We start from the raw sequence: 14,802 nt of genomic DNA on the forward strand, positions 1-14,802 counted from the left end.
TTTTTATTGTTTAAAGTTATTGCTGAATAACCGGTTTGGGGGCAATGGCTTTTGCAAACAGGGTATAAATAACGGCCGTTAATATAATGGCGTCAATCACGCTAATACCGCTCATTGATACGTTAAATAAAGTGCCATTACACACCGCATATGCCGCGCCTACAAACCATGCGCTAAATGCGGGAAGTGAAAAGTTAGCGTTATTTGCCAAAGCCGCTGCGTTATAAGCATGGGGTTTAATAAACAGTGCATCAACAATAATTACGCCCGCTACCGGTACAAAAATATCAGACAAAAACGCTAAAAAGCTTATAAACATATCTAAAATATTTATAAAGGCGGCGCCAATTCCCACCAAACCTAATAACACAATAACCCACTTTTTATGCCAATGCGGGAAGGTAGCCTCCACGCTAAGTGCTGTACTGTACAGGTTTAACGAATTTAAAATCCAGCTGCCTGCTATCACAATAAAAAACGCTGAAAACCCCAAATTAAGCGCAAGCATTAAGCTTAATATTTCGGTTTCTTGCATGGCGGCTGCGGCAAACACAGCCACAAAAATAACCAAAAGCTCAATAACCATATACGCAATAAATGAGGTATACACGCCGCCACGTTTTTGCTTAGAAAAACGGGTTATATCGGGCAATATTATTGCGCCAATAATAACGCCGCCAACAATGGCTGCTACACCATCTTCAAGAGAAAGCGCTGCTGATTTTTCTAAATTAATAAAATCAACCAGTGGCATACTATCGAGCGCGCCAAAAAGCATCATAGCGGTGACCGCAGCCAAAATAGGGATCATGATAGCGGCCAGCACATTAATGGCTTTAAACCCATACAGTGTGGTTATGAGCATGGCGCAACCTGCGATTATATCGATGGGCCATTCGGGCATAATAATATTAAATTCTGCACTGAGTAAGCGCACCACGGCATTAGAAAACAAATCAATATTTACGCCAAACCAGCCAATTAACGATAAAGCAAAGGCAATATTAACAATGCCCGCGCCAGCATTACCAAACGCTATTTTTACCAATAAATAAGAGCTTAAGCGGCTTTTTACACCTATGGTGCCCATAGCCCCACCAATAAGGGTTAATATAAGTGAGCCAATAACTAACGCCCACAGTGTATTACTCACACTTGAACTTTGATGTATTTCTAGGCCGGTGATAAAAGTGGGCAGCGAAAAGCTGAGCATAGCGGCTATGGCTGCAATGCGCGGCCAGGCAACAAGTTCGTTGCTATTAATAGTGTGGGGTTCGTTCCCGTTTGGCATTGCCTGTTTCTCTTTTTTATTATCTTTTATATTACTATACGCCGCTGGCGTGCAAAATTTTTTATTATTAGGTGTTTATTCAAAATATGAGGTTTAAAAAGTAGGGCGCGCACAAAATTATATTTTGTGGTGATTATTTTTAGGGTATTAAAGGCGTAATCATTTAGGCAAAAAAAACCGCCAAAAAGGCGGTTTAAAGGTCTACACAACACAATTAAATGTTTTACCTTATTGGGTTATTTTAATAACGCCAACACGTCAAAACAGGCACCCATAGTATGGTAATCCGTTTTACCAATTGGGCTTTTCATGGTATCTATTTTTTTGTTATCTACGGTTAAAATTCTAAACCACGCCCCGTATTGATGATCAACTAAGTGCTGCCACGAGTACTGCCAAATTTTGTCATACCACTGCTGGTATTTTTCATCCCCGGTGGTTTCATAAAGGTAGGCTGCACAGCACAGTGTTTCGGCTTGCACCCAAAAGTACTTGTCGTCATCACATATGCTTTTATCTGGCGCAAATCCGTAACAAATACCGCCGTGTTGTTTATCCCATGCAACGTCTATTGAATTATCAAATAACGCTTGAGCGCGCTCTACAAGCCAAGTTTGTGGCTTATGCTTATTTAAAAACATTAATAGTTTTGACCACTCAGTTTGATGACCTGGCTGAAAACCCCACGGGCGAAACAAATTTTTAGGATCGTCTTTGTTATACTCTAAATCAACCTGCCAATTTATATCGTAGTGCTCCCAAATAAGCCCACCCATTAAATTAGCTTGGCGATTAACCATGTTATCAGCCAGTGTGAGCGCGCGATTTAAAAATAGCTCATCTTGAGTGGCTTCATAAGCGGCAATAAGTGCTTCGCACGTATGCATATTGGCGTTTTGCCCGCGATACGGATCGCACTTAGTAAAGTCATTGTTGTGCTGATCTTTATATAAACCCGCTTTTGCATCCCAAAAATGCGTTTCCATTGTTTGAAATGTATCGTTTAGGTATTCGCGTGCCTCTGTAACACCTACACGGTATGCCCAACTGTAGGCTAAAATCACGAACGCAAAGCCATAGCAGTGGTTGGTATCATCAAGTACAGTGGCGTTACCTTGCTCAACACTTAATAACCAATTGTAACCGCCTGTTTGCTCAACAAAGTGGTGCTTACGAATAAACTCAATACCCGATTTAACACGGTTTAGGTACTTTTCGTCATTAAAGGTTTGGTACGCACGTGCATAGTTAAATACAAACCGAGTAGAGCTTACTAGGTGGCGAGTTTGCTTATCAAATACCTCACCATTATCCGAAAAGTTTTGGTAAAAACCGCCGTGTTCGTCGTCTATGTTTGGCTCGTAAAACGCCAGCGTATCGGCAATATGTTGTGTTAAAAATTCGCGGCTTTTAAAGTTATCAGGTGTGAGGCTCATAGTGCGCTCCTAAAATCGTTAAGCGATTTTTCGTTAGGAAGAGACGTAAATGCCCCTTTGTAAGATGCTGCATGAGCACCACATAACGAAGCAAATTCAAAAATAGTTGTTAGTGTTTCGGGGTTGTCGCAAAGCTTACTAAAAGAGCTAGGAGTCAGGTTTTGTAAGCCTAGTTGATACAGCAATCCACCTACAAACGCATCTCCTGCGGCGGTAGCATCAACCATAGTAACCTTTTTAGGGTGAAGCGTTTGCTTGGCATTTTTGGTATACCAATGCATCGGGTTGCCTGCATCGGTAACCACAAATAACTCACAGCCATTATTGAGAGTGTCGGCTATAAATTCTTCACCCGTTTGCTCACCCGCTAAGTATTCAAGCTCTTCTTTAGAGGCTTTAATAATAGAGCAGTGTTTTATCAGGGGTAAAATGTGTTCACGCGGGTTAGCATTACTAGGCCATAAGTTGAGGCGTAAGTTAATATCAAAACTGACAATTGAGTTATTTTGCTTGGCAAATTCAACCCCATACGCGGTGGTTTTACGTATGCGCTCGTCGGTTAAGGTGTTTGAGCAAATATGAAAAATATCGCATTGCTCAAACCATTCACTGCTAAAGTCACTATTAGTAAAGTGCAGATCGGCGGTGTTATCACGGTAAAACTCAAACGTACGGTCGCCGTCCTTATCAAGTGATACAAACGCAAGGGCGGTTTTTGCTTGGTCGGTAAAGCGCATAAAGTCGGTTTTTACGCCTTGCTCTTTTAAGGCGTTATGTAAAAAATCACCAAAGCTGTCGGTGCTTAGCATGCCAGCAAAGTAGGCGTTACCACCTAGCTTTGCAATAGCTACGCTTACGTTTGCAGGCGCACCGCCTGCAAACTTAGTAAACGCTTCGTGCTCGCTGTTGTTTTGGCTTAATTTATCAGAGAGTAAATCAACCAATACTTCACCAAAACATATTGTGTGTTTCATAATGCTGCCTTAGTTATTAATCAAGTAGCCAATGCAGCGCAATAGCGGCTGTCCATGAGAAATCTTTACCACCACAGCCAGCGCCTGTTTCTGGGTTAAAATATTCGTAGTAACCCGATTTAAGCACTAAATCGCGCGTGTCGTCCTGAATTTTATCTGCCGTGGTCACAAACCCTGCTTCTTTAAGGCCGATGGCTATCATCCAGTTAATGTGTAACCAAATAGGGCCGCGCCAGTAACGCTGTGGCTCGTATTTTTCTTCTTTAGGGTGGGTAGATGCCACACTAAATTGACTCGACTCAATAAAATCTTCTGTCGCGGTATTAATAATACGCGTTTGCTCGTCAGTTGTTAAACCAGCATAAACGGTTAGTAGTGCCGCCGATGTTTTAACTTTAGCTAGGCTGTTGGTTAACACGTTTTTACAGTAAAAGTATTCGCTTTGCTCACACCATAACGTATTAATTGCTGCTTGAGTTAGTTCTAGACGCTGTGCTAAATAATCGGTACGAGCATCGTTTAAACCGAGTTGTTCACCCATTTTGAGTAAATCTTTTGTCGCACGGTGCAAAATAGCAATAATACCTAGGTCGTTCATTTTGTACGGGCAGGTTTCGTAAATTACTTTGCTATCAAAATTGTTACGTTTAAAAAAGTCTACTAGGTATAAGAAACGGTCATACTCGCTTTTATGCGGGCGCTGCGACGAATCAACATGGCTGGTGTCGCGGCGGGTGTATTCCCAATCAACACCAGGTACAGCTTCAAGGGCATCATCCCACGATGGGCTGTTATCCATACCCGATTCCCACGGATGATAAGTGACCACTAAGCCTGTGTTTTCAGGATCGCGGTCGTTGTACCACCATAAATGGTAATCAACAACTTGAGAAAATAATGCTTTAACTTTTTGCTCTGCAAGGGTTTTATCTTGTGCGCTGGCAAGCATTTCTTTCATTACTGTTGCCACAACGGGTGGCTGCGAAATAGACGTACTTTTAATTTTTTTATCAGAGCCCCACACATCTGGACCAGGGAAGTAGGTAGTTGAATCTTTATGAAATAAGATATGTGGTACCATGCCGTCATCCCACTGGCCTGAAAATAACACATCAATTTCTTGCCACGCACGGCTCTCGTCAGACTTCATCCACCCTAGGGCTGTAATCGCTGAATCCCAGTTCCACTGAAACGGGTAAAGGCCATGCGTAGGGACGGTATAGCCACCTAAATCGTTTGCTATAAGTGTTTTAGTAGCAAGTTCTGTAAGCGATGCCGCTGTGGCTGCATCAAGTTTACCGTTGATTGTAGTAGTCATATTGGGTGCTCTTTGTGTGTTATTTTCGATTTTGATAATATTAAAGCACTCATTATGGGTTGTAAATGTTTTTTTTCTGTGCTTAAATCCTGTTCGAAGTAACAAAAAACTAACATGTATACTTGATTATTTCGCACTTACTTAGCCACACTCTAAGTAATTACACACAGACAACTAGCACAATTGGAGAATACCCGTGAATAAAACTACGATCGCCTCTATTGTATCTTTATGCCTCACACAAGGCGCGTTTGCCGCAGAAGAGACTGCGCCAGATACAGCAAAAAAAGAAAATAACGTTGAACGTATTATCGTCTCTGGTACCAGCAAAGGACGCGTTATTTCAGATACCCCACAGTCAGTAACCTCTATTAGCGAAGATGAGTTAATAAAGCTTTCATCAAGCAGCCAAGCAGATGTATTACGTTATATCCCAGGTATTAAAGTAGAAGGGGGCGGTGGTGAGGTTGGAACAAACCTACAAGTAAGAGGCTTACCTTCATCGGGTCAGTTTCAGTTTACGCCACTGTCGTACGACGGTTCACCTAGTTTGAGTGTTTTTGGCTTAAACTCATCGGCGTTTGATGTGTACTACCGAAACGACTTAGGTATTGAGCGTGTAGAATTTGTGCGTGGCGGTGTGTCTAACTTATTTGGCCAAGGCTCTGTAGCGGGTATTATTAACTATATTTCTAAAACAGGCAGCGATGATCCGCAAAGTACTGTGCAAATGGAGCTTTCTGATCAGGGCCGTACCCGTTTAGATTTTGCTACAAGCGGGCCGCTTAACGAAGATGGCCTTTATTATGCGCTGTCGGGCTTTTACCGTTACGATGAGGGTCCGTTAGATACAGGGCTTGAGACTAAAGGCACTCAGCTGCGCGGTAATATTCGTAAAGAATTTGATGACGGCTCTGGCTCATTTACTGTGTATGGCCAATACATTGACGACCAAGCGCAGTTTTACCTGCCTATTCCGCTTGATGGCGACAGCCGCGAACGCTTAACTGGTAACGATGGACGCGAGGTGGAGTCATTACAAACTGCTAATGTGTCTAACCTCTCTTACGATACTGCCAATGGTCGTTATGAATCGCCAATTAGTGATGGTGTGGTAACTAAAGGTGGCTCAATCTCGGTCGTATTTGAAAAAGAGCTCGCTAACGATTTTGCTATTAACATGCGCAGTAAATACGCAAAGTACCAACACGAATTTAATCTATTTTTAGATGGCGACGGTATTATTAATGTACCTGAGAGCCAAGAAGAGTTTTTAGCTAACCGTGGCTTAGGTGATGTAAGCAATGCAGCGTTTACTTACACTGCATCGGGGCAGGCACTGGCAAGCGATGACTTATTATTTGCTAATCGTATTTTAGATAGAGACCGCCCAGCAGAGGATTTTTCTGCCGAATTTAATATTGTTAAAAGTATTTTTGTTGGCGATTTTAGCCACGATATTACCGTAGGTACGTTTTTCTCTCACAGTGAAGCCGATGACGATAACGTTATTACGACCTACTTGGGGGAATTTAACAATAACCCTGAGCTGGTTGATTTAACGTACACCAATGCCGATGGTGATGTTGTTCAGTACACACAAAATGGTATTAGTGGCCCAGGTATTTCTTACACCAACCAAACAATTAGCGCTACCCGTCGTGCGCTTTATGTAGCGGACCAAATGGAAAGTGATGATTGGATTATCGACTTTGGTGTACGTTATGAAGAAATTGACGGCAAAATTAGCCGTGAAGGCAGCCAAGTTGTACAAATTTCTGATGATCCATCACTTGCGCCTAATTTGCAGGTAAACACCACAGGCAGTGGTGTAATGACCTACGGCGAAGTAGACACCTCTGAATTTGCAGTATCGGGTGCAGCCTTATACCGCTTAACCGATAACTTAAACGTATACGCGAATGCATCTCGCGGGTTTTTCTTCCCTGAAATTAGAGGGATTCAGTTTAATGATTTAGGTGAGCCTGCCAGCTACGAAGCCGAAATTGTTGAACAAGGCGAGCTTGGTATTAAGTTTTTTGATAACGACTTTAGCGGTAGCATTGCGTTATTTAGAACCGACCTAAAAGACAGACGCAGCGTAGACTTTGTTAACGATGGCAACGGTGGGGTATTAGAGCTGCCTGTTATGCAATCAACCAAAGCAACGGGTGTGGAGCTTACGGGTCGCTACGATATTACCGACGAGTGGGCGGTTGATGCCAACATGACCTACACTGACCACGAATTTACTGAGTTTGACTCAGACCCTTCTATTATTGGTAACGAGTTACGTCGTAAACCAAAAGTATTATTTAACTCTTCTATAAGCTACACCGCAGATAATTGGGATGCTGCTTTGTATCATAACTTTACAGGTAAAAACTTTGCTAACGATGCAAACTCTGTAGAGCTTGATTCATTCCACTTGTTTAGATTTGATGCGGGTTATAACTGGCAAATCGCCCCAGAGCAAACCGTACGTTTAAGCGTAGGGGTATTTAATTTGTTTGACTCGGATGGTGTTACCGAAGGCTCGCCGCGTTTAGGCAACAGCCAAACGTCAGACAATCCTTACTTTGTAGGCCGTCCAATTCTCCCACGACGCGTTACATTTAGAGTCAAATACGACTTTTAAATAAATGCTTTACGCCTATTAACCTGTTTTGGGGTTAATAGGCTTTTTGCATTGTGATGCATTTTTCAGCTAAGTTAGCGATAGGCTTGTTTTTAGGGACTGTTTTAGAAGTAAGCATATAGCTGTTTAGTTTTTTATTTTTGAGAAGGCGCTGTGTTTTCTTAATGTGAATACGCGAAATAATTATGAATATATTAGATTTTTCAATAGTTGCTCTTTACCTTGGTGCCTTATTGGTAATGGGGTTTATGCTACGCGAACAAACCAATAAAAGTGATTACTTTTTAGGAGGCAAAAGCTTAGGGTGGAAACCTTTAGCTTTGTCGGTAATGGCCACTCAGCTTTCGGCCATTAGCTTTATTTCGGCTCCTGCATTTGTTGGTTTGCGTGAAGGCGGTGGTATGCAATGGCTCTCGTATGAGTTAGGTGTGCCGCTGGCGATGATTTTAATTTTAGCGACTATTTTACCTAAGCTTTATAAAAGCGGTATTGTAAGTATTTATGATTACTTAGAAATGCGTTTTGGTCGTTCTACCCGTGTGCTTATTAGTGTGGTGTTTCAGTTTAGCCGCGCATTTGCCACCGGCATTATGATTTATGCGGTATCGCTTATTCTCCAAGGCACCATGGGCATAGAAGCATGGCAAGCCATTGTGCTTACCGGCGTGATCACGGTGTTATATTCACTGCAAGGGGGTATGAAAGCCGTGGTGTATGGTGATGCAATTCAAATGATCATCATTGTACTGGGAACTATTGCTTGTATTGGCTTTGGACTTTATCACTTAGGTGGGGTTGATACCTTTATTGCTAATGTTGATTCGAGCCGATTAGAAGCCATAAAATTTGATTCGTTTGGATTTAGTGGCGATGGTTTTGGCTTTTTACCTATGATTTTTGGTGGTGTGGTGCTTTACGCCTCTTACTATGGGTGTGACCAAACACAAGCGCAACGTGCACTTAGTGCAAAAGATCCTAAAAACTTACGCTACATGATTTTAGCCAACGGCGTAGTGCGTTTTCCTATTACTATTTTATATTGTGTGTCGGGCTTAATTGTAGGCACACTGGCTATGAGCAATCCTGAATTTTTAGCCAAAATTCCAGCCGATAACCCAGATTGGATGATGCCAATCTTTATTTTAGATTACTTACCACATGGCTTAATTGGTTTATTAGTGGTGGCTATTTTATCGGCGGCTATGTCATCACTTAGCTCTGCTATTAACTCGCTTTCGGCGGTAAGTATTGAAGACTACAGCCGTATTTCGAATAAAGAGCTAGACCAACCAACCTACTTAAAACTGGCTAAATACTTAGGGCTTATTTGGGGGGCAATTACGTTAATTTTATCGCTTTATGCTGGTGATATCGCACCTACTATTATTGAAGCCATTAACAAAGTAGGCTCGTTATTTTATGGCCCAATACTGGCGGTATTTTTAATTGCCGTAGTTAGTAAGCGCAGTGCTGCGCTGCATGCAAACATAGGCTTAATTAGTGGTGTGTTAATTAACTTGTTGGTGTCGGTATTTGCACCAGACGTATTTTGGTTTTGGTGGAACTTTATTGGCTTTGTGGCTACAGCGGTGATTACCTTTACGACAAGCATTGCGATTCCACGCGAAGTAAACGAGGTTGCTAAAGCGCAAAACGCTGAGACTATCTCAAACTCAATTTTAACCGGTAAAGATATCGTTATGCTGCTTAGCATGTTTGTTGTGATGGTATTAATTTGCCTTGCTATTCCATCAATTTTTTCGTGAGCGTTAACCCATGGATTCTAAAAAGTCATTTTTAATCGATTTATTTACCACGGCGGTAAATGCCTGTAAACCCAGTGCTTGCATGAGTAAGTACTTGGAAAATATAGATGCCAGTAATGGTTTATGTGTGGTGGGCGCCGGTAAGGCCGCCGCCGAAATGGCCGCAGAGGTTAACCGTTTTTATGGTGATAAATGCTTTGGTGCGGTAGTGACACGTTATGGCTACGAAAGTGCCGGCGATACTGGGCGCATTAAAGTGCTTAGTGCTAATCACCCAACGCCTGATGATAACAGCTTAGCAGCAGGTAAAGAGTTATTGGCGCTTGTAAAAAATAATCCGGCCGATATTCCTATTTTGTTTATTATATCAGGCGGCGGCTCGTCGCTTATGTGTTTGCCGGTAGATGATGTACCGTTTGAGCAAAAGCAGGCGCTTAATCAGTTTTTACTTAAAAGCGGTGCAAGCGTTGATGAAATTAACGTTGTGCGCAAACAGCTCTCGCTTGTTAAAGGCGGTAAGTTAGCGCAAGCGGCTAAATCGGATTATGTCACGCTGATTATTTCGGATGTAGTAGGGGATAAGCCAAGTGATATTGCATCAGGCCCCACAATTAGCGATAACAGCACTAAAGCCGATGCGCTGGCTATTTTACAAAAGTACAACTGGCCGGTTATTAACGAAATTGAAGCGCATTTATTAAAGCCTGAGCAACCACGCGCGGCTGATACTCAAGGCAAACACTTTATTGTGGCTAATGCCCAGCACGCGATTGACAGTGCTATTGATGTAGCGCAGCACCAAGGCTGGAATACGCAAGTACTGGGGTACGACATTCAAGGTGAGGCAAAAGAGGTTGCCCGCGCACATGCTAAAATTGCCCTTGAGCAAAAAGCGCAAGGTAAGCGCGTTATGTTGTTCTCTGGCGGTGAGCTTACAGTAACGGTAGCCGATGTTTATGGCGATGGTGGCCCTAATCAAGAGTACTTAATGGCATTGGCAGAGGCGCTTAACGCCGAGGCGGGCATTTATGCCATAGCCTGTGATACCGATGGTGTAGATGGCAGTAAAGACGTTGCCGGTGCGTATATAAATAGCAGCACGATTGCGCGCGCACTTGATGCTGGCGAAAACTTACACGCTCAGTTAGAAGGCCATAATAGCCATCAGTTTTTTAAAGCCATTGATGATTTAATTATTACTGGGCCAACCAATACTAACGTTAACGATTTTAGAGTGATAGTGATTGAGTAGGCGCGCTCGCCTACTTGTTCTTTAAAGTGGTTTAACGTAACCTTGTGCTCCAATTTTATTAGGGTTAATAGCTATGTTTTCGCTAAATAACAGTAACTTATTACGCTCAGGATTTGAGCTTGGAAAAGGCGACAAACTTTTTCAAGACATTGAACGTGATATTATTAAAGTGGTGTTTTGGGAGCAGTGCGTAACACAAAGCCATATTGTGAGCGCCACCCGAATTCCGCAGCAAACTGTCTCGCGTTTACTTAAATCGTTAACTCAGCATGGCGTAATAATGCAAACCGATACGCTAATACCTAATAAAAAGGGTAAGCCTGGGTTTGGTATTGCGCTTAACCCCGAATACGGCTTTACCTTTGGTTTAGCTATTTTGCTTGATGCTATTTCTGTAGCGGTTATGGATTTTACCGGTAAAGTTATTTACACCCATATGCAGCTTATGTCAGACATGAGTATTAATAACGTACTTAAAAGTGCGCAAAAGCTGGTGGACGATATAAGCGCAGAGCATAACATTGCAAGCGAAAAAGTGCTGGGGATGGGCGTGGGTATATCGGGCTTTTTTAGCTCTATGGACGGTAAAATGAATACCCACCATATGCTAGAGGAGTGGTCGCAGGTTGATATTATCGATATTGTCTCTAAGCATTTTCAACTCCCTACGTGGGTGGTGAATGACGCTACAGGCGCCGCCGCTGGCGAAGGGGTTGCAGGTATAGGCCGCGAGTATAAAAACTTTGTTTATATGTTTGTCTCGGCGGCATTTGGAGGCGGAATCGTAAATAACGGCGATGTACTGCGTGGTACTTACGGTAATGCTGGCGAGCTTGGCGATATGTTACCGCCAAAGTTATACGCTCATCCCAATTTAGAGTTACTAAAGCGTATTTTGAAAAAAAATGGTGTAGCGGTTGATTCAATTTACGACCTGCACGATGACTTTGACCCAGAATGGCCAGGCGTAGAAGAGTGGCTATTTAAAGTTCAAGACTCGTTTGATTTAGTAGCAACTTGTTGTTCGGCGCTATTAGATGCAGAAGCGATTATTATTGGCGGCCATATACCTAAAGAGCTGGCCGAAAAAGTAATAGCGCGTACTGAGGTTTACGCACAATTTAGACGCGGTGCTAAACGCCCAATGCCTAAGCTGGTGGTCTCAAACATTAATAACTTTCCGGTCTCGATTGGTGCAGCCACTTTGCCATTTAGAGAGCTGTGTTTGTAGCTTAATAATAGAAACGTTAAAACAAAAAGCCGATATTGATTTATACAATATCGGCTTTTTTAGTATTTAAACCGACTCCTTAACTAAGTGTTATTGCGAATGGGTTTTACTCTTCAACGAACGGTTCACCTTCTGTCATCCACTTAGCGGCTGGCTTGCCTTTTAAGTAATGGTCAAAGTACTGCATCATACGCACTGAAAAATCGACCTGATTAGGAAACTTTTTCAAATGATGTGGTTCACCTTCGTATTGTAAAAAGGTGGCGTCTTTACCCGCACGGCGCAGGGCTAAGTAATATTGCACGCCTTCGTGCCAAGGCACTGCGTCGTCTTTATCCCCAAACATAATTAAAATAGGGGTATTTACTTTATCGGCAAAAAACACTGGTGAGTTTTCGATGTATAGCTCGGGTGCTTCAAATAAATTTTTACCTATGCGACTTTGCCCTGTTTCGTACTGAAATTGACGCGCAAGGCCCGACTTTAAACGTATGCCGCTGTATGCACTGGTCATGTTTGATACCGGCGCGCCCGATACAACCGCTTTAAACATATCTGTTTGGGTGATCATAAACGCACTTTGATAACCTGCCCATGAATGCCCTTGTAGGCCTATTTTAGCTGGGTCGGCTATGCCTAAGTCTATAAGCCTTTGCGTGGCGTTGATCATGGTTTGCGTTGTCGATTTACCTGGGTGGCCTATTTCAAAGCGAATGTCAGGTAAAAAGATTGCATAACCATTTGAGGTAAACATAGGGAAGTTAGGACGATGATTTAGCTCCATTTTAGGAAAATCATACATGCGCTGGCTCATGTAGCGGTAAAAATACACAACAACGGGCACTTTATCGCCTTTTTTGTAACCTGCAGGTTTAATTAATACCCCTTGTAGGTCTTCGCCATCAAAGCCTTTGTAGCGAATTAGCTCAGGCTTTTCGCCCCAGGAAAAACCCGCCATTTGTGGATTTAAGTGGGTAACTTTTTTAGGCGCTGTAAAGCTAAAGTCGCTTTGGTAGTAATCAGGAAACTGATGATATGTTTGCTCGGTAAAGAGGTATTTATCGGCATGTTTTGCCTTTTTAACTACATCAATACGTTTTTTGCCACTCAGTACATTAGTAACCGTTTGTGAGGCTAAATCAAGCTTGGCTACTTCACGTTGCTTTGATTGTAAGTTAACGGCTGATACAAGTAATGTATCGTTTTGAGCAAAGCCTACTTGGTTTTTATCAAGCTTAATAACGCGATATTGTGTATTGCTTGGTTTACCATTAGTTAAACGCTCAGCGCGTTGAGTGTTGACATCAAACGCCCAAATATCGTATTTGCTATAAACCAATACTTGGCTGCTGTTATTTAACCAACCGGCAAACCCATAGCCAGGTTGCGGTGATGGATAGTCGTGTTTGTCATCGGCAAACGTGGCATTAATAGCTTTGCTAAGGGCGGTAACTTTATTGGTTTTTAAATCTTTAAGTTGTACTTGGCTTTGTGCAAAGTAGACCGCATAGCGCCCATTAGGTGCAAGGCTTGGTGTAAACGGTGAATTTTTAATAATGGGAGTTTGCTCACCGGTATTAATGTTTATGCTGTAGTAGTCGGCAAAAAAGCCACCGTACATAATTTTTTCTAGGTGGGCTTGGTTAGAGTAGCCTAATACACTTTGGCTACGGTTAATGTTAAGCGCTAAATCGCTGACTTTTTCATTGCTTAGTTGTACTGCTTTTTGGCTTTTTAAATGAAAAACGGCGCTGTAATGGCGGTTTTTATTAACCTTGTTCCACTGTTGCTCTTCTCGTGGTTTTATTTGGGCATCGTTGTTGTGCCACACGTTTAGCGCTTTATGTTCACGAATCGTGTCAAAGTCATACAGTGATGCTTCGTCGGTGTACTCTTTTGCTTTTATTTTAGCGGCCAGCTTTGGGTGGTTTTCAAAATATAAGCGCTCGCCATTTTCAGACCAGCTAATCGATGCTGTTTTACCTATAACCCATTCTTTATTAGGGGAGTCGATAGTGCTAAGGGTGTTATTTTGCCAAAGCTTTAGAGAGTATTGTCTGCGACGCTCATCATCGTTTACGTAGTTACCGAGGTTAAATGCGGCTATTTCTTTATCAGGGTGCCAACTAATTGATTGTGCAACCACGCCTGGCTCATCAATTAATACGCTTTGCGCAAAGTTATTATTAAGTTCAAGCAGTACAAGCTGATTGTTGTTGCCATCACTAAAGCTTTGGCTGGCAAGTAGCTGAGTGTCACTTGGGCTTAGCGCATAACTAAATACATTATTTAAGCTGTGGGTGGTGCTGTTTTTTAAGTTTATTATTACTAGCTCAAAGCTTTTATCTTTTTTATCTGGTGTGATAGCGCTTTTTTCTTCGCTGTTATCTTCAGTGGGTGTGTCTTTTTCTGCTTTTTTATCAACTCGATAAGCAAGCCACTGGCCATTGTTACCTAAAACATAGTCTTTTACGTCGGCAAATTGCTGTTTTTCGCCGGTTTGGGTATTGACTAAAATGAGGTTGTTTTTAAGTGATGACTTTTTCTCGCTGGTCTCTTGCTCAAGCAGGGTGGGTACTTGTGTAAATGCCACCCAATTAGCCGCTTTGTTAATAACGGGCTTGGTGCCGCGCTCCACGGTGCTAATGAGGGTGTTTGTTGTTAAGTCATAAACTTGCCCATTTGCATTGCCACGGTAAGGCTTAGCGCTAAAGCTGAGGATTTTACCATCATCTGAAAGTTGGGTGTTTTTTGCGTACTTAAAATCGAATACGTCTTTAAATTCTAACGGCTTTTGAGCCCAAGCAGCCGGGCTCGCTAAGCTTGCAAGCAGTGCAGAGCTTAAAAAGGTGAGCGTTGTTTTCATTATTGATTCTCGTTTTTCACAGTACTTTTA

The 14,802-nt window shown here is 42.4% G+C and carries 9 protein-coding genes; 4 read left to right on the forward strand and 5 right to left on the reverse strand.

Features of this window, described 5'->3' with window-relative positions; translation table 11 throughout:
* Window positions 1-16: 16 nt before the first annotated feature.
* From PSH48_RS11670 to PSH48_RS11685, 4 genes are all read right to left on the reverse strand, one after another.
* Window positions 17-1,291, reverse strand: a complete 1,275-nt coding sequence (locus PSH48_RS11670) for a purine-cytosine permease family protein (RefSeq protein ID WP_273611624.1) — start codon at window positions 1,289-1,291, stop codon at window positions 17-19.
* A 236-nt stretch (window positions 1,292-1,527) separates the two neighbouring features.
* Window positions 1,528-2,727, reverse strand: coding sequence for an AGE family epimerase/isomerase (locus PSH48_RS11675; RefSeq protein WP_273611625.1), 1,200 nt, complete (start codon window positions 2,725-2,727; stop codon window positions 1,528-1,530).
* Entirely contained in the window at window positions 2,724-3,701 is a 978-nt protein-coding gene (locus PSH48_RS11680) for a carbohydrate kinase family protein (RefSeq protein WP_273611626.1), read from the reverse strand. Before PSH48_RS11680 ends, PSH48_RS11675 begins: the two co-directional genes overlap by 4 nt.
* Before the next feature lie 16 nt (window positions 3,702-3,717).
* On the reverse strand, window positions 3,718-5,019 hold the full coding sequence (locus PSH48_RS11685) for an MGH1-like glycoside hydrolase domain-containing protein (protein ID WP_273611627.1): 1,302 nt from the start codon (window positions 5,017-5,019) through the stop codon (window positions 3,718-3,720).
* 196 nt (window positions 5,020-5,215) lie between these two features.
* Between PSH48_RS11685 and PSH48_RS11690 the strand changes: the two genes are divergently transcribed.
* The 4 genes from PSH48_RS11690 to PSH48_RS11705 all read left to right on the forward strand — a co-directional run bounded on the left by PSH48_RS11690 (window position 5,216) and on the right by PSH48_RS11705 (window position 11,906).
* Window positions 5,216-7,657 carry a TonB-dependent receptor gene (locus tag PSH48_RS11690; RefSeq protein ID WP_273611628.1) on the forward strand — a complete coding sequence of 814 codons (2,442 nt, stop codon included), beginning with the start codon at window positions 5,216-5,218 and terminating at the stop codon, window positions 7,655-7,657.
* Window positions 7,658-7,842: 185 nt separating this feature from the next.
* Window positions 7,843-9,423 carry a sodium:solute symporter gene (locus PSH48_RS11695; protein ID WP_273611629.1) on the forward strand — a complete coding sequence of 527 codons (1,581 nt, stop codon included), beginning with the start codon at window positions 7,843-7,845 and terminating at the stop codon, window positions 9,421-9,423.
* A gap of 10 nt (window positions 9,424-9,433) precedes the next feature.
* Window positions 9,434-10,675 carry a glycerate kinase type-2 family protein gene (locus PSH48_RS11700; RefSeq protein WP_273611630.1) on the forward strand — a complete coding sequence of 414 codons (1,242 nt, stop codon included), beginning with the start codon at window positions 9,434-9,436 and terminating at the stop codon, window positions 10,673-10,675.
* Between the two features lie 73 nt (window positions 10,676-10,748).
* Window positions 10,749-11,906 carry an ROK family transcriptional regulator gene (locus PSH48_RS11705; RefSeq protein WP_273611631.1) on the forward strand — a complete coding sequence of 386 codons (1,158 nt, stop codon included), beginning with the start codon at window positions 10,749-10,751 and terminating at the stop codon, window positions 11,904-11,906.
* Between the two features lie 106 nt (window positions 11,907-12,012).
* On the opposite strand, the gene PSH48_RS11710 is transcribed toward PSH48_RS11705, so the two are convergent.
* Window positions 12,013-14,772, reverse strand: coding sequence for a S9 family peptidase (locus PSH48_RS11710; RefSeq protein WP_273611632.1), 2,760 nt, complete (start codon window positions 14,770-14,772; stop codon window positions 12,013-12,015).
* Window positions 14,773-14,802 lie beyond the last annotated feature (30 nt).

Origin of the sequence: Pseudoalteromonas sp. Angola-4, from assembly GCF_028599265.1 — a bacterium.
GTDB lineage: Bacteria > Pseudomonadota > Gammaproteobacteria > Enterobacterales > Alteromonadaceae > Pseudoalteromonas > Pseudoalteromonas atlantica.